This window comes from Kribbella sp. WER1 (assembly GCF_054189145.1).
This window is the reverse complement of record NZ_CM135186.1, coordinates 5,809,368-5,825,421: the sequence shown is the minus strand read 5'-3', so window position 1 is coordinate 5,825,421 and position 16,054 is coordinate 5,809,368. Positions and strand designations below refer to the sequence as shown.

12 protein-coding genes are annotated in these 16,054 nt (G+C 69.5%); 7 read left to right on the top strand and 5 right to left on the bottom strand.

All coding sequences use genetic code 11. From position 1 onward, the window contains the following. Positions 1-18: 18 nt before the first annotated feature. Positions 19-1,023: a LacI family DNA-binding transcriptional regulator gene (locus ACXJJ3_RS28360; RefSeq protein WP_458164881.1), complete on the bottom strand. Its 1,005-nt coding sequence runs from the start codon at positions 1,021-1,023 to the stop codon at positions 19-21. A gap of 51 nt (positions 1,024-1,074) precedes the next feature. Continuing rightward, complete coding sequence (locus ACXJJ3_RS28355; RefSeq protein WP_458164880.1) at positions 1,075-2,910, bottom strand: alpha-glucuronidase; 1,836 nt, start codon at positions 2,908-2,910, stop codon at positions 1,075-1,077. Positions 2,911-3,060: 150 nt separating this feature from the next. Here ACXJJ3_RS28355 and coaA point away from each other — a divergent pair, with 150 nt between their 5' ends. Next, positions 3,061-4,014, top strand: coding sequence for a type I pantothenate kinase (coaA, locus tag ACXJJ3_RS28350; protein ID WP_458164879.1), 954 nt, complete (start codon positions 3,061-3,063; stop codon positions 4,012-4,014). Here coaA and ACXJJ3_RS28345 read toward each other — a convergent pair. Further along, complete coding sequence (locus ACXJJ3_RS28345; protein WP_458164878.1) at positions 3,995-5,149, bottom strand: MFS transporter; 1,155 nt, start codon at positions 5,147-5,149, stop codon at positions 3,995-3,997. The two genes, coaA and ACXJJ3_RS28345, sit on opposite strands and share 20 nt — an antisense overlap. Positions 5,150-5,252: 103 nt before the next feature. On the opposite strand from ACXJJ3_RS28345, the gene ACXJJ3_RS28340 reads away from it, so the two are divergent. From ACXJJ3_RS28340 to murQ, 6 genes are all read left to right on the top strand, one after another. Beyond that, positions 5,253-5,765, top strand: a complete 513-nt coding sequence (locus ACXJJ3_RS28340) for a 4'-phosphopantetheinyl transferase family protein (protein WP_458164877.1) — start codon at positions 5,253-5,255, stop codon at positions 5,763-5,765. 103 nt (positions 5,766-5,868) lie between these two features. Continuing rightward, positions 5,869-8,445: a glycoside hydrolase family 3 N-terminal domain-containing protein gene (locus tag ACXJJ3_RS28335; RefSeq protein WP_458164876.1), complete on the top strand. Its 2,577-nt coding sequence runs from the start codon at positions 5,869-5,871 to the stop codon at positions 8,443-8,445. Positions 8,446-8,455: 10 nt separating this feature from the next. After that, entirely contained in the window at positions 8,456-9,730 is a 1,275-nt protein-coding gene (locus ACXJJ3_RS28330) for an exo-beta-N-acetylmuramidase NamZ family protein (RefSeq protein ID WP_458164875.1), read from the top strand. Then, entirely contained in the window at positions 9,727-11,451 is a 1,725-nt protein-coding gene (locus ACXJJ3_RS28325; protein WP_458164874.1) for a serine hydrolase, read from the top strand. The genes ACXJJ3_RS28330 and ACXJJ3_RS28325 overlap by 4 nt, the downstream gene beginning before the upstream one ends. Positions 11,452-11,487: 36 nt before the next feature. After that, entirely contained in the window at positions 11,488-12,375 is an 888-nt protein-coding gene (locus tag ACXJJ3_RS28320; RefSeq protein WP_458164873.1) for a MurR/RpiR family transcriptional regulator, read from the top strand. Positions 12,376-12,442: 67 nt separating this feature from the next. Next, positions 12,443-13,327 (top strand): N-acetylmuramic acid 6-phosphate etherase, encoded by an 885-nt coding sequence (murQ, locus tag ACXJJ3_RS28315; RefSeq protein WP_458164872.1) that lies wholly within the window; start codon positions 12,443-12,445, stop codon positions 13,325-13,327. A 12-nt stretch (positions 13,328-13,339) separates the two neighbouring features. Here the strand turns inward: murQ and ACXJJ3_RS28310 are convergent, their stop codons facing one another. Beyond that, positions 13,340-14,503, bottom strand: coding sequence for a low temperature requirement protein A (locus ACXJJ3_RS28310; protein WP_458164871.1), 1,164 nt, complete (start codon positions 14,501-14,503; stop codon positions 13,340-13,342). A gap of 10 nt (positions 14,504-14,513) precedes the next feature. Continuing rightward, on the bottom strand, positions 14,514-15,947 hold the full coding sequence (locus ACXJJ3_RS28305; protein ID WP_458164870.1) for a ketol-acid reductoisomerase: 1,434 nt from the start codon (positions 15,945-15,947) through the stop codon (positions 14,514-14,516). Between the last annotated feature and the right edge of the window lie 107 nt (positions 15,948-16,054).

Sequence of the window (16,054 nt, the reverse complement as noted above, 5' to 3'; positions counted from 1 at the left end):
CCGTTCGTGTGGGAGCGGTCAGTGGGGGCCTTGGGTGGTGGATTGGCGGACTTTCATGGTGACGGCCAGGTCGAGGCGGAGGGCGGCTGGGGTTTTGCCTCGGGAGAGGTCCAGGACTACGCGGGCGGCGAGTTCGGCCATTTGGTGGAGGGGCTGGTGGACGGTGGTGAGTGCCGGGGTGACCCACTGGGCGACCGGGAGGTCGTCGTAGCCGACGACCGACAGGTCGCGGGGGATGTCGAGGCCCAGTTCGCGGGCGGCCTGGTAGACGCCGAGGGCTTGCATGTCGCTGCCGGCGAAGATTGCGGTTGGCGGGTCCGGGAGTTGGAGCAGGGCGAGCGCCTCGCGGTAGCCGCCGCCGACTTCGAAGTCGCCCCAGCGGATCAGTTCCGGCGCGATCTCCACCCCGGTCGAGCGCAGTGCGTCGGTGTAGCCGTCGACCCGTTGCCGGGAGCAGAGTGTGTCGATCGGCCCGCCGATCATCGCGATCCGCTGGTGCCCGAGGGTCCGGAGATGTGTGGTCGCCATCCGGCCGCCGTTCCAGTTCGCGGAACCGATGGACGGTACGTCGTCCCCGACGTCGCCGACCGGGTCGACGACCACGAACGGGATCCGCCGGGTCTCCAGCTGCGCCCGCTGGTCGGCGTCCAGGTCCGAGAACACCATGATCACGCCGACCGGCCGCCGGTTCAGCACCGACTCGATCCACTCCTGCCGCGGGCGCAGCGCGCCGCCGCACTCGGACAGGACGAGCTCGACGCCTTCGGACCGGGCGACCTCCTCGACGCCGCGGATCAGCTCCATCGCCCATTCGCCACCGAGCTGGTTGAACACCAGGTCGATCATCGGCCCGGCCGCCGTACTCGCGCTCCGCCGCCGGTACCCGTGCTCCTGGATCAGGCTCTCGATCCGCGCCCGGGTGGCCGCGGCCACGTCCGACCGGCCGTTCAGCACCTTGGACACGGTCGGCACCGAAACCCCGGCCTGTTCCGCAATTTTCGCAATCGTAGGCCGCTCGTTCACCACACCTCCCGGTCCGAAACTTTCGGCCAGCCTAGCGTGCCGGGAACGGGCTCAACGGTGAATCGTCCGGCCATGGGTGTCCGGTACGCCGCTGAGCCGGTAGAAGTACGTGTTCACCTGATCGCGCCACTCCCGCGCGTTGGCCAACTGCGCCTCGAAGCGGGTGGTGATGTTCTCCCGTACGGCGGGTTCGAAGCGCTCGGCGATCACCCGCCAGCGCGAGACCATCGCCTCGACCTCGGCGTACCCCTGGAAGCGCGTGTCGTAGATGTGCTGCAGCACCGTGCTCCCGCTCTGCAGCACGTGGTCGTACGGCACGTGGTGGAAGAACAGCAGCAGCTCGTCCGGACACGTGTACACGTCCTCGTACACACTCGCGAGCGGCTCCGGGTACTGCGCGGTGAACCCCGACCCGGTCTTCACCGTCCGATCCGCCCCGACGCCGTACCGGTCCGCGTAGTGGTACGTCCCGCGCCCGGAGTACTCGTACCCGTTCACGTTCGGCCCGTAGTGCGTCTCGGGCGTGACCATGTACCCGACCCCGAGCGGCGCGGTGTACTGCTCGTACGTCCGCCACGAGCCGGCCATGATCGTGACCAGCTCGCTCCGGGTCCTGTCGTCCATCGCGAACGTCGCGGCAGCCCACTCGTGCAGCAGGCTGACCGGATCGGCCGCCGGGTCCCACGCCAGCCGCCCGAACGCGTAGAGGTTGCTCTGCGCAAGCTTGTGCCCGGTCCAGTTCGGGTCGTCGCCGACGTTGGAGACGGCAACGATCGCACCGATGCGGTCGGCAACGGTCTGGGCGCCGCCGCCGGTGGTGTCGAACTGCAGGATCTCCCGCCACCACGGCCCGAGGTAGCAGAGGTCCCGCTGCTGTCCGGAAAACTCCTGCGTGACCTGGAACTCGATTCCGAACACGGTTTCCTGAATTTCCCCGAGCAGCGGCGCCACCGGTTCCCGGACCTGGAACTCCAGCGGCCCGTGCCGCACCTGCAGCACCACGTTCTCCTCGAACCGCCCGTCCAGCGGCACGAACTCGTCGTACGCCGCCCGAGCCGGGTCGGCCTGCCGATCCCGCCAGTCCCGCGCGGAACCCGCGCCGGAAACCCGCCAGAAAACGGTTCCGCCGTACGGCGCCACCGCCCGCGCGAGCAGGTTCGCCGCCTCGACGTCGTGTCCCGACCGCACCACCAGCCCGCCCAGGTCCGGGACCACGTCGTACGCCCGGGAGATCGCCGTCGACCACCACCGGGCCACCCGCTCGTCGTGCGGGTCGTCGACGAAGCCGATCGCCAGGCTGACCGCGATCCCGTACTCCCGGAACACGCCGGCCAGCCGCGCCACGTCCGGCAGTTCCGCGTTTCCGAGCGCGACCGCGTTGATCCCGATCGAGGCGAGCAGCCGCGCGTACGAGCGCACCCGGCCGAGGTCCGGCACCACCGCGCCGTCGCGGAAGAAGATCGAGCCGCCCGAGTAGCCGCGGTGGATCGTCCCGGACAGCTCGTCCCAGTGGTCCAGCATCCGGATCGGGATCGCGGGCCGTTCGACGACGGTGAAGTCGCCGCCCATCCACTCGAAGTACCGCAGCAGGTAGAAGTACCCGTACAGCAGCCCGTGCCCGCCCTCGGCCGCGACCACCAGGTCGTTGCCTCGTCGCACCACCACGAAGCCCTCGACGCCGAGACCGTGCTCCGGCAGCGCCGCCTCGACTTCCTGCCACAGGGCGGTCTCCCGCACCCGGTTCATCGTGCAGATCGCCGCCTGCACCTCGGTCCGGAACCGCCGGGTCTGCCGCAGTTCGGCCCGGATCGTCTGTGCGAGCACCCCGGAGGCGTGCACCGTCACCTCGGGAAGCCGCTGGGTCGCCAGCCAGGCCAGATCGCTCATCGCGGCTGATGCTTACATATCAGCCGGTCACGAAACGGTGACCGAAAGTTTCGAGACCGTACCGTAGCTGAGACACTGTGCCGGAGCTGAGACCAAGGCCACGCCCGCCCGATGTGGGTGCATCCGGCCCCGATGGGAACAATGGGCCACATGCTGCAGCCGTCACGGGAGGTGACTCCCTATACCGAGCTCGACCGGGCCACCTGGGCCCAGTTGGCCGAAACCACGATCTCCCCGCTGACGGCCGACGAGGTGGAACGGCTCCGCGGCCTCGGCGACGAGATCGACATGGACGAGGTCCGCGAGGTCTACCTGCCACTGTCCCGGATCCTGTCGCTGTACGTCCGGCACGCCCGGGCGCTGCACTCCGACACCGAGAGCTTCCTCGGCAAACCGGTCGCCACCCGGACCCCGTTCGTGATCGGGATCGGCGGATCCGTTGCCGTCGGCAAGTCCACCACCGCCCGGCTGCTCCGCGAACTGCTGGCCCGCTGGCCCGAGCACCCGCGGGTCGCGCTGGTCACCACGGACGGCTTCCTGTGGCCGAACGCCGAACTCGAGCGCCGCAACCTGATGCAGCGCAAGGGGTTCCCGGAGTCGTACGACCGCAAGGGGCTGCTGCGCTTCGTGGTCGAGGTGAAGTCCGGGATGGACACCGTCGAGGCGCCGGTCTACTCGCACCTGCACTACGACCGGATGCCCGGCGTCCGGACGACGGTCGAGCAGCCCGACATCCTGCTGCTCGAGGGCCTGAACGTCCTGCAGCCGGCGCCCCGGCACGCGGACGGCAAGAGCGGGCTCGCGGTCAGCGACTTCTTCGACTTCTCGGTGTACGTCGACGCGGCCGCGGACGACATCCGGTCCTGGTACGTCGCACGTTTTCTGAAACTGTGGGAAACAGCGTTCCGAAACCCCGAGTCGTACTTCGTCCGGTACGGCGAGCTGAGCCGCGACGAGGCGGTCAAGAAGGCCGAATCGCTCTGGGACGGCATCAACGGCCCGAACCTCCGGGAGAACATCCTGCCCACCCGCCCGCGCGCGACCCTGGTGCTGCGCAAAGGCCCCGACCACGCGGTCCGCTGGGTCAGGCTCCGCAAGCTCTGACGGCCGGTACGACGGCCACCGCGACAACGCCCGCGGTCAGCGCGAACGCCATCGGATACCCGACCCCGGAAACAACGATTCCGAAAACGATGGCGCCCGTTCCCCAGCCCCCGTCGTACGCGAGGTTCCACAGCGCGCTGACCTGCCCGTAGCGGGTGCGGTCGACGCGGTTGTACATCAGCGTCAGTGTGAGGTTCTGCGCGGCGCCGAAGCCGATTCCGAAAGCGGTTGATCCCAGCAGGATCGCCACCGGGCTGGGCAGGAACACCAGCGATCCAGCACCACAAGCAGCGAGTACGAGCGCCGGGGCGAGCAGCTTCGCCGGGCCGATGCGATCGGCGTACCGCCCCGCCACCCACCGGGCGAACGGTGCCGCGATCGCCTGCAGCAGAAGGGCTGTCGCCACCATCGACTGTTTGCCGGCAGCAACCGCCAGCGGCAGGAACGTCACGCTGATCCCCGCCGCGACCGTGACCGCCGCGAACACCAGCGACGGCGTCAGCAGCCCACTCCCCCGTACGCCGCCCAGTACCCGGACGTGCTGCTCCTCCGCGCCGACCTTCGCCGGCAGACCGGCCAACGCGACCAGCCCGGCGAGCGAGGCCACCGCCGCGAGGACGAAGAGCGCGGCGAACCCGATCACATGGGTCAGGTACACGCCGAGCGGCAGCCCGATCACCGCGGGAATGCCGACCGCCACGCCGTACACCCCGAGCGCCTCGCCGCGGCGGGCCGACGGCGTCAGGTCCGCGACCAGCGCGACCGCGCCGACGACCAGGATCGCGAGCCCGGCCCCACGGACCACGCACACCGCGAGCACGACCGGCAGCGACGCGGTCGCGAGCAGCACGAGCGCCGGCGCGCCGAGCAGGACCAGCCCGAGCCCGAGGACGATTCGGTACCCCCAGCGCGCGAGCATTCGCGGGACGAGCAGCTCGACGGCAACCGCGGAGAACATCATCGCGGCGGTGGACAGCCCGGCGCCGATCCCGCCGGCACCGTTGGCCGCGAGGTAGAGCGGTACGACGGAGGTCAGCAGGTACATGCTGAGGCCCGAGCCGAACACCATCGCCAGCAGCTTGGCGAACGACGTGTCGACGAGGCGGGCGCTGGGGAGCTCACAAACGGCGGTCATGAGTCGAAGCTAAGGCGGAACCGGTACGCGCTACAGGTCCAGTCGCGGCCCGCCACAAAGGACCAGTTCCGCAGGCTATTTGTCGACAAGTTATCTTCGTCCGATGGCGAGTCAGGTCCACCTCCGACTGGCCCGCGGCGGCACCACCCCTCGGCCGACAGCGCACGCACTGCTCCTCGAGCTGGCGAGCACGCTGGTCGACGACCCGGTCCTCACCCACGACGCCACCGGCCGGCCGCATGTACCCAATCTGGCGGTGAGCATCAGTTACAGCCACCAACTCGTCGCCGTCGCCGCGTCCTACGACGGCCCGCTCGGCATCGACCTCGAAGAGGTCCGCCCGCGCGAGTTCGACCCGATCGCCAACCATTGGTTTGCCCCACAAGAGCTGGAGTGGATGGAGGATCAGCCGGACCGGTTGCGCGCCTTCCTGCAGCTTTGGACCGCCAAGGAAGCAGTAGGAAAAGCCTTGGGAACAGGTTTGGAAGACGGTGGCCTGCGGCGTCCGACACCCCCCGGTTTGACAGTCCTCCATCTCCCGGAGGCCGAGCCCGCGATCCTCGCGGTCGCACTTCCCTCGACGGGCGCCGTCGCGCGGTGCGTCACCGACTCTTGACCCACCGTGCGCGCGTGGGTAACTTTCGCGTCTCGGGGGAGTATGAGTAATTGACTTACTTTGGCGTTCGCCCCTGCCCGCCCGGACTGAGTTGGTGACACCGATGAAACTGACCCGCCGCCAAACCCTCGGACTCGCCGCCGCTGCCGTCGCCGGTACGACGGTCGCCGCAACCCCCGCCGCCACCCGCACTGCCATGGCCGCGCCCGCGCACCCCGATCGCTGGGTCCGCGCGACGCTGCGCCGGATGACCCTCGAACAGAAGGTCGGCCAGCTGTTCGTCTGCTACGCCTACGGCCCGACGGCCGCCACCGCCGACGCCCGCAACACCAGCCTGTACGGCGTCGCGACACCGGCCGAGGTGGTCGCGAAATACCACCTCGGCGGCGTCATCTACTTCACCTGGACCGACTCGGTCCGCGACCCCGCGCAGATCGCCGGCCTGTCGAACGGACTGCAGGCCGCAGCGCTCGCGAACACCGGCGTACCGCTGCAGATCGGCACCGACCAGGAGTACGGCTCGGTGGTCCGGGTCGGGCCGCCGGTCACCCAGTTCCCCGGCGGGATGGCGCTCGGCGCGACCCGCTCCCCCGCCTTCGCGCGGTCCGCCGGCGCGATCGCCGGCCGTGAGCTGAAGGCGCTCGGCATCACCACGGACTTCGCCCCGGACGCGGACGTCAACGTGAACCCGCTGAACCCGGTGATCGGCGTCCGCTCGGTCTCCTCCGACCCCGCCCTGGTCGCGCAGCTGGTCAGCGCCCAGGTCAAGGGGTACCAGCGCGACGGCGGGATCGTCTCGACCGCGAAGCACTTCCCCGGTCACGGCGACACCGACACCGACAGCCACGTCGGCATCCCGGAGATCCACCACACCCGCGAGGAGTGGAACCGGATCGACATGCCGCCGTTCCAGGCCGCGATCCGGACCGGGATCCAGTCGATCATGACCGCGCACATCGTGGTCAAGGCGCTCGACCCGTCCGGTGACCCGGCGACGCTGAGCCGGCCGATCCTGACCGGGATCCTCCGCGGGCAGCTGGGCTTCGACGGCGTCGTGATCACCGACTCGCTCGGCATGCAGGGTGTCCGGGACAAGTACGGCGACGCCGAGATCCCGTTGCGCGCGATCGAGGCCGGTGTCGACCAGCTGCTGATGCCGGTCAACCCCGAGCTCGCGTACAACTCGGTGCTGAACGCCGTCCGCGGCGGCCGGATCAGCGAGGCGCGGATCGACGAAAGCGTCACCCGCATTCTGAAACTGAAGCACGAGACCGGCCTGGTCGAGCGCCCGTACGTCGACCTGAACCGGATCGCGAAGATCGTCGGTACGCCGGTCAACTACGCGGAGGCCCAGCGGATCGCGGACCGCAGTACGACGCTGCTCCGCAACGACGCCGACCTGCTGCCGCTGTCCCCCGCACCGCGCAAGATCCTCGTCACCGGGTACGCCCCGGCCGCGCTGGCGACCGCACTGCAGACCCGGGGTGCGACGACCGTGGTGAAGGACACCGGCACCACGCCGACCGACGCCAAGATCACCGACGCGCTGGCCGCCGCCGGCACCGCCGACCTGACCGTTGTGCTGACCAACAAAGCCTGGGACACCGAGGTCACCGACAAGCTGGCCAAGCAGCAGAAGCTCGTCAACGGCCTGCTCGCCACCGGCCGCCCGGTGGTCGTCGTCCCGGTCCGCGACCCGTACGACGTCGCGTACTTCGACGCACCGCAGACCGCGCTCGTCACGTACGGCAGCACCGTGGTGTCGATGGAGGCCCTCGCCAAGGTGCTGTACGGCGAGATCGCGCCGGCCGGCAAGCTCCCGGTGGAAATTCCGACGCATTCGGAAACTCCGGAAACACTGTTTCCTTTCGGCCACGGGCTGACCTTCGACCCGCGGGACACCCGGCTAACCGTTGCCTCGTACAACATTCATGCGGGGGCCGGCGAGGACAACGTCTTCGACCTGGAGCGGACCGCGCAGGCGTTGAAGGCGCTGGACGCGGACATCATCGGGTTGCAGGAGGTCGACGTCCACTGGGACAAGCGCAGCGACTGGCTGGACACGATCGCGGAGCTGGCCGCCAAGCTCGGGATGTACCCGGCGTTCGCACCGATCTACGACTTCGACCCGCCGGCCGCGGGACAGCCGCGGCGGCAGTACGGCGTCGGCGTACTCTCGCGTTTCCCCTTGCTGAACGTGCAGAACCACCCGATCACTCGGCTCTCCACGCAGGACCCGAATCCGGTACCGGCTCCGGCACCCGGGTTCCTCGAGGTGGAGGTCGCGGTGCGGGGGCGCCGGGTGCACGTGTACTGCACGCACCTGGACTACCGCGGCGACCCGACGGTCCGGCGCCTGCAGGTGGCGGACACGCTGCAGATCCTCGCCCAGGACCCGTCGACCGACCTGCAGATTCTCGTGGGCGACTTCAACGCGGAGGCGACCGCGCCCGAGCTGGGCGGGTTGTGGACCCGGTTGACCGATTCGTGGACCGCCGCGGCCAAGACCACCGGTGGCCCGTCCACCTATCCGGCGGTCGCGGCCGACAAGCGGATCGACTTCGTGACCGTCGGCGCGGGCTTCACCGTCCGGCGCGCCGCAGTACCCGCCGAGGTTCCGCTGGCCGAAGCTGCCAGTGACCACCGGCCGATGATTGCCGACCTCTCGTTCCGTTCCTGAGGAGACCGACATGAAGCGACGCAGTTTGCTGGCCGGCGCCGGTGCGCTGGCCGCCGCCCCGCTGATCGACGTACCGGCCGCGCAGGCGGTCTCGAACCGGAAGGTGCAGTCCGGCGCCGAGGTGCTGGCGCGCGACGGCTGGCGAGCACTCACGGGCCAGAAGGTCGGCGTGATCAGCAACCCGACCGGGATCCTGCCGGACCTGCAGCACATCGTCGACACGATGCACGCCTCCGGCGCGGTCGACGTGGTCGCGGTGTTCGGTCCCGAACACGGTTTCCGCGGTACCGCCCAGGCCGGTGGTTCGGAGGGCGACCACGTCGACCCGCGGACCGGGATCATGGTGTACGACGCGTACGGCGCGAACGCGGACAAGCTCGCCACGCTCTACGCGAAGTCCGGCGTGGAGACCGTGGTGTTCGACATCCAGGACGTCGGCGCCCGTTTCTACACCTACATCTGGACGATGTTCGAGGCGATGCTGGCCGCCGTCCGGACCGGTGCGCGGTTCGTCGTGCTGGACCGCCCGAACCCGGTCGGCGGGTACGCGCGCGGCCCGATGCTGAAGCCCGGGTACACCTCCGGCGTCGGGAAGAAGGAGATCATCCAGCAGCACGGTATGACGGTCGGCGAGCTGGCCCGGATGTTCGACGCCGAGTACCTCCCGCTGGAGCCGAACGGCGGACGGCTGAAGCAGCTCACCGTCATCGAGGCGAAGAACTGGAAACGCGACCAGTTGTCCGCCGACACCGACCTGACCTGGGTGATGCCGAGCCCGAACATGCCGACCCCGGACACCGCCCTGCTCTACCCGGGCCTGTGCCTGTTCGAGGCGACCAACATGTCCGAGGGCCGCGGCACCACCCGCCCGTTCGAGCTGATCGGCGCGCCGTACGTCGACTACCGCTGGGCGCAGGCGCTGCAGACCAAGGACATCCCGGGCGTGGCGTTCCGCGAGGCGTACTTCACGCCGTCGATCAGCAAGAACGCGAACGTGCTCTGCGGCGGGGTCCAGGTCCAGATCACCGACCCGCACCGGGTGGAGGCGATCACCGCGGCGACGCACATGATCGTCGAGGCCCGTAAGCTCTACCCCGACTTCAGCTGGCGGGCGGAGACCCCACCCGGCCGGTGGATCGACCTGCTGACCGGATCCGATCGGTTCCGAACCATGCTTTCGGCGGATGCGTCCGCCGAGGAGATCGTGGCAGCCTGGAAGTCCGAGACCGACGCCTGGACCGCCCGGCGCGCGAAGTACCTGCTCTACAAGGGAGCCCACCGATGAAGCGGTGGGCCGCAATGACGACGATCTCTGCGGTGATACTCACGATGGCCACCCCTGCAGTTGCCAGCAGCAACAACTCCGGCCGGTTCGACCGGCCGTACGACGGCTACGCGCCGAAGTCCACGCTGCTCCGCGACGAGACCCCGGCCAAGGCCGGCCTGGACCCGGCGCCGATCGACGCCGCCCTCGCCCAGGTCGCCGGCTGGACCAAGCCGAGCGGTACGACGAAACCGTTGTACGCCGGGGCGGTCACGCTGCTCGGCCACGACGGGAAGATCGTCACCCGGACCGCGACCGGTCTGGCGCTGAAGTACGCCGACGGCGCCGGCACCGAGCTGCCCGCGGACCAGCAGATCCCGATGCGTCCGGACACGATCTTCGACATGGCGTCGGTGTCCAAGCTGTTCACGTCGATCGTGGTGATGCAGCTGGTCGAGAAGGGCAAGGTGGACCTCGACGCGCCGATCGCGACGTACGTCCCGGAATTCGCGGAAAACGGTAAGGAAAACGTTTCCGTGAAGCAGGCGCTCACGCACACCAGCGGATTCCCGGCGTGGCTGCCGTTGTGGAGCTCGCAGCCCGACCCCGCATCGAGGCTGCACATGGCGCTGACCGCCAAGCTGCAGAACGCGCCCGGATCCACCTACCTCTACAGCGATCTGAACCTGATAGCGCTCGGCGAGGTCGCGCACCGGGTCACCGGCAAGACCCTCGACAAGCTGGTCGCGGACGGGATCACCAAGCCGCTGCAGATGCGCGACACCGGCTACAACCCGGACCCGAAGAAGAAGCCGCGGATCGCCGCCACGGAGTACCAGTCCTCGCCGCCGCGCGGGATGGTGTGGGGCGAGGTGCACGACGAGAACGCGTGGTCGCTCGGCGGCGTCGCCGGCCACGCGGGCGTCTTCAGTACTGCGGACGACATGGCAGTACTGGCGCAAACGTTCCTCAACGGCGGCAGCTACCGCGGTGCCCGAATCCTTAAAGAATCCTCAGTTACCGCGATGATCACGAACTTCAACCAGGCGTTCCCGGGCAACGACCACGGGCTCGGGTTCGAACTCGACCAGCGTTGGTACATGGGCGGCCTGTCCGGCCCGCGCACGGCCGGCCACACCGGCTACACCGGGACGTCGATCGTGATCGACTTCGACTCCCGCTCGTTCGCGATCCTGCTCACGAACCGCGTGCACCCGAGCCGCGACTGGGGCAGCAACAACCCGGCCCGGCGTGCCGTCGCGCAAGGCCTGGCGCTCGCGCTCGGCGTCGGACCGCGGCACGGCAAGGACGCCTGGTTCTCAGGGACGACGGACAACGCGACGACCACGCTGGCCACCACGGTCGACGTACCGGCAGGCGGCGCGAAGCTCGCGTTCGACCTGTTCGTGGACACCGAGGACTCGGATCTGCTGTATCTGGAGACGTCCGCGGACGGGACGACCTGGACCAAGGCTCCGTTCAGCGTCAGGGATCGCGGCTCGGTGATCGACACCGACGGCTCGATCAGCGGCTCCGGCGACCGGCATTGGCATCAGGTGACCGCGGAGCTCGGCACCGGCAAGCAGACCATTCGCTGGCGCTACACCAGCGACCCGCTGTACCAGGGCCGCGGCGTGTACGTCGACGGTGTGAAAATCACGAGCGGGAGTGGTCAACTTCTCGACGGTGAACGAACGCCTGAATCATTTACCGCAACAGGTTGGAGACTTTCGCGTCGGTGACCCCATCTCGTGCATGGGCGCCGTACCGTGGCTGTCATGAATTCAACAACCTCTCCAGAACCCACGGGGCCGCTGCTGGTCCGGGTCCGCGCGGTGATGCCCGCGCTGGCGCCGGCCGAGCAGCGGGTGGCGAACGCGGTCCTTGCGGACCCGGGCGGAGTGGCGGCGATGACGATCTCCGAACTGGCCGAGGTGGCCTCCACCTCGGAGACCACGGTCATCCGGTTCTGCAAACAGATCGGCGTCCCCGGCTATCCGCAGCTCCGCCTGCAGCTGGCGGCCCAGTCGGCGCAGGAGAGTGTCCGTCCCGAGGTCGGCGGGGACATCGAGCCCGGCGACTCGCTGGCGGACGTGGTCAGCAAGGTCTCGTTCGCGGACGAGCGCGCCGTGCGGGAGACCGCGCAGCAGGTCGACGTGGACGCGCTCGGCAAGGTCGTCGACGCGGTGGCGAAGGCGCCGCGGGTCGATCTGTACGGCTTCGGCGCGAGTGCCTTCGTGGCGATGGACCTGCAGCAGAAGCTGCACCGGATCCGGCGGGTCGCGTTCGCCTGGAACGACGTACACGTGGCGCTGCCGAGCGCGGCGCTGCTCGGCGACGGCGACGTGGCGATCGGGATCTCGCACACCGGGACCACCGTCGAGGTGGTCGAGGCGCTCGAGGAGGCGGCCAAGCACGGCGCCACCACGGTCGCGGTGACGAACTTCCCGCGGTCCCCGCTGGCCAAGACGGCCGACCTGGTCCTCACCACGGCCGCCCGCGAGACGACGTACCGCTCGGGTGCGATGTCGAGCCGGATCGCGCAGCTGACGGTGATCGACTGCCTGTTCATCGGGGTCGCCCAGCAGGTGCTGCCGGACGCCCGGAAGGCGCTCGAGGAGACCGCCACGTCGGTCCGCGGGCACCGGCTCAAAGGTTCCGAGTGACGTCAACCATTTCCGTCAACGATGAACGGAATTGAAAATCCTTCAGTAGAAAACTAACATCGATCCCGTGACCTCACCGACCGAGCAGCGCAACCCCAGGACGCTGGCCATCGACGCGGTGGGCACGTCCGAGATCCTCCAGATGGTCAACAACGAGGACGCCCTGGTAGCCCGGGCCGTCGGCGCTGTGATCCCGGAGCTGACCAAGGCCGTGGACGCCGCGGTCGAGGCGATCCGCGGCGGCGGCCGAGTGCACTACTTCGGCGCCGGTACGTCGGGACGCCTGGCGGTCCTGGACGCGGCCGAACTGCTGCCCACGTTCCACGTGCCGGACGGCCTCGTCGTCGCGCACCACGCCGGCGGCATGCCGGCGCTGCTCCGCGCGGTCGAGAACGTCGAGGATTCCGAGGAGGGCGGCGCCACCGACGCGGCCGCCGTCACCGGGCAGGACCTGGTCGTCGGCCTCGCCGCGTCCGGGAGTACGCCGTACGTCGCCGGCGCGCTGAAGGCCGCCCGCGCCGCCGGGGCGACCACCGTCCTGGTGACCTCGAACCCGGACGCCCCGCTGGCCCCGCTGGCCGACATCGTGGTCGCCGCGGACACCGGCCCCGAGGTGATCGCGGGCTCCACCCGGCTGAAGGCCGGAACCGCTCAGAAAATGATTCTGAACGCGTTTTCCACCACGCTGATGATCAAGCTCGGCCGCACCTGGTCGAACCTGATGGTCGACCTGGTCGCGACCAACAAGAAGCTCCGCGGCCGGATGCTGCGGATCCTCGGCGAGGCCACCGGCGCCGACGAGGCCGCCTGTGAGACCGCCCTGGCCGCGGCCGACGGCGAGCTCAAGCCGGCCCTTGTGCACCTGCTCACCGGCGCCCCGATCCCGGCCGCCAAGGCCGCCCTGGAATCCGCCCAAGGCCGAGTAGCCACCGCCCTGGCCGAGCTGGCCTGACGGGTCGTTCCCTCAGTCGGCGGGTCGCACGGGCGGGTGGAGGACGAGCGTGGCGACCACGCCGGCCATGAAGACGGCGGTCAGGGCGAAGGGGATGGGGATCAGCGGATCCAGCAGCACCAGCACCGCGCCCAGCGGTACGACGACGTTGACCACCCGGTCGGCGTTGTCGCGGATCGCGATCCACCAGATGCCGAGCACGAAGATCGCGATCGGGATCGTCACCGTGTAGGACGCGGCGACCTCGCTCAGCTCGGTGTGGTGGGTGATGCTGTCGATCTCCACCTCGATGCCCGCCGAGAACGCACCGGCTGCGGCGAACACGAAGTAGTGCACGTACCCGTACCGCAGCGACCGCGCGAACGAGCTGATCGCGGTGTGGTGCGGCGGCCAGAAGTAGATCCACCACATCGCGGCCGTGACCACCAGCGTCAGCACCGACAGCGCGATCAGCGGGCCGAGCGACTCGTGGTCGTGCAGTGCCTCGATGATCGCGTTCGCGGAGGCGAGCAGGCTCTCGCCGAGCAGGATCAGCGTGAACAGGCCGTACCGCTCGGTGATGTGGTGCGGATGCCACGGCGTCATCCCGCGCCGCTCGGCGATCACCGGGACGGAGATCTCCGCGATCGCGAACAGCATCCAGGCAAAGAGCTGCACCGAATCTGGGAGCAGCAGCATCACCAGCCAGAGCACCTGCACGATCGCGATGCCGCCGGCGTAGTACAGCGTCGCGCGGCGGGCCGCGCCGGCCGAGTGCGAGGCGCGCAGCCACTGGGCGATCATCGCGACCCGCATCACGACGTACGCAAGGACCACGATCCGGAAATCGTGTTCGGTGAAGACCCGTTCGATGCCGGCCGCAAGGACCAGGACGCCGCTCATCTGGACGATCGTGAGCAACCGGTACAGCCAGTCGTCGGTGGCGAACGAGGTGGCGAACCAGGTGAAGTTCATCCAGGCCCACCAGATCCCGAAGAACACGATCACGAACGACAGCAGGCCGTCGCCGACGTGCCCTTCGGACAACGAGTGGTGCAGCTGGGACGCCGCGACGCTGACCGCGACCACGAACACCAGGTCGAAGAACAGCTCCAGCGACGAGGCGACCCGGCCCGGCTCGTGCGGATCCCGCGGCCGCATCGGAACCAGCCGGGCGCGAGTCATCTCGGGCGTCATGGCCCATAGGCTAGACGGAGATGTCCACCGATGGTCGGAGCTTGGCGGCGGCGGCCAGGGCGTCGTGGGCCGGACTGTCCAGGAATCCCTTGATCTCGGCGGGATCCGCGGGAGTGTCCAGGTGCGGCAGCGCGATCTGCTCGTACGCCGCCTGGAAGCGCGGGCCCCAGCGCCGGGTGCCGAGCCGGGCGGTGCGGGAGCAGTTGTCGACCATGTACGCGACGTCGCGGGCGTGCATGTACGGCAGCAGCGAGTCGACCGCCTCGATCACCGACTCGTTCACGATCTCCGACCAGGCGTGCCCGCGGGCGGCGAACTCGTCCACCTGCGCCATCATCGTGGCCACGAACAACCCGGCCGTGACCGGATCGATCGCGGTGGCCGCCGTACCCCGGCGGGCGTGGACCTCGGCGCTGTACGACCACATCGGGCTGCCGCCGATCTCGGTCATCGGCCGGTCCGCGAGCCGTTGCTCAGCGAGGATCACGCTGCGCAGTTCGGTGCCGTCGGCAACCTCGTCGTAGATCTCCGCGACCAGGTCCCGGGTCGGCCGGTACGCCGCGCAGTACGCCCGGTCGAACAGCTCCCCGTCCCCGGACGCCGCCCGCACGGCCGCGATCCCGTCGTCCGAGATGGTCCGCGCGATCGGCCCGGTGATCGCCTCGGTGGACCGCTCGTACGCCGTGACCGGGTCCGCGCCGCCGATCCGGAAGTACCGGTACAGCGCCTCGACCAGGCCGTGCACCGCGCCGAGCAGGATCGCCCGCTCGCCGACGATGTCCGAGTGATACTCGGCGGAAAGCGTTGTCGCGAACGTGTACGGCGACCCGAGCGCGACCGACCACGCCAGCGCCCGGTCGGTGGCGTGGCCGTCCGGGTCCGCGTGGACGGCGATGCTGGCGTTGATCCCGGCGCCGTTGACGGTCGCGCCCTGCTGGTACAGGCGGCGTACCGAATCGCCCATGCCCTTCGGGCAGACCGCGATCACCGGGTGCCCATCCGGGAACGCGCTGCCGATCTCGCGCAGGTGGCCGAGCAGGAAACCGTGGGACAGGCCAATGGTCGCGCCGGGCTTCAGGACCGCGAAGATCTGCTCGTGGTGCGCGGCCAGCGCGGCGTCGGCGATCAGCAGGATCACCAGATCGGCCCCGGCCGCCACCTTCAGCCAGTCCCCCAGCGTCCCGTCCGCCTCGCTGAACCCGTTCGCGCGGGCGTCTTCCGCTGACCGCGACCCCGGCCGCAGCCCGACCGCGACGCTGATCCCGGTCCCGGCGAGCGAGTCCCGCAGGTTCAGCGCCTGCGCCCGGCCCTGCGGTCCCCAGCCGAGCACCCCGATGCGCTCCACCCCGTGCAAGGCCTCCGGCAGCAACGGGAACAGGTCCCGCCCACCCCGCACGATCGCCTCGGTCCCACCCGGCACGTCCATCGCTTCGACCCGAAACACCGAACTCTCCATGCCCTCCAGTCAACGATCCGCCGGCCCGTTGCAGCAAGCGCAACCTTCGCATCGCGCCGTTGCAGGATGTGGAACACTCGATCCCGGTAGGAGAG

What these genes read in the sequence shown, in the direction of transcription:
- ACXJJ3_RS28325 (WP_458164874.1), top strand. Translation starts at nt 9,727, where the DNA reads ATGAAGCGGTGGGCCGCAATGACGACGATCTCTGCGGTGATACTCACG.
- ACXJJ3_RS28335 (WP_458164876.1), top strand. Translation starts at nt 5,869, where the DNA reads ATGAAACTGACCCGCCGCCAAACCCTCGGACTCGCCGCCGCTGCCGTC.
- ACXJJ3_RS28355 (WP_458164880.1), bottom strand. Translation starts at nt 2,910, where the DNA reads ATGAGCGATCTGGCCTGGCTGGCGACCCAGCGGCTTCCCGAGGTGACG.
- coaA (WP_458164879.1), top strand. Translation starts at nt 3,061, where the DNA reads ATGCTGCAGCCGTCACGGGAGGTGACTCCCTATACCGAGCTCGACCGG.
- ACXJJ3_RS28340 (WP_458164877.1), top strand. Translation starts at nt 5,253, where the DNA reads ATGGCGAGTCAGGTCCACCTCCGACTGGCCCGCGGCGGCACCACCCCT.
- ACXJJ3_RS28345 (WP_458164878.1), bottom strand. Translation starts at nt 5,149, where the DNA reads ATGACCGCCGTTTGTGAGCTCCCCAGCGCCCGCCTCGTCGACACGTCG.
- ACXJJ3_RS28330 (WP_458164875.1), top strand. Translation starts at nt 8,456, where the DNA reads ATGAAGCGACGCAGTTTGCTGGCCGGCGCCGGTGCGCTGGCCGCCGCC.
- ACXJJ3_RS28310 (WP_458164871.1), bottom strand. Translation starts at nt 14,503, where the DNA reads ATGACGCCCGAGATGACTCGCGCCCGGCTGGTTCCGATGCGGCCGCGG.
- ACXJJ3_RS28320 (WP_458164873.1), top strand. Translation starts at nt 11,488, where the DNA reads ATGAATTCAACAACCTCTCCAGAACCCACGGGGCCGCTGCTGGTCCGG.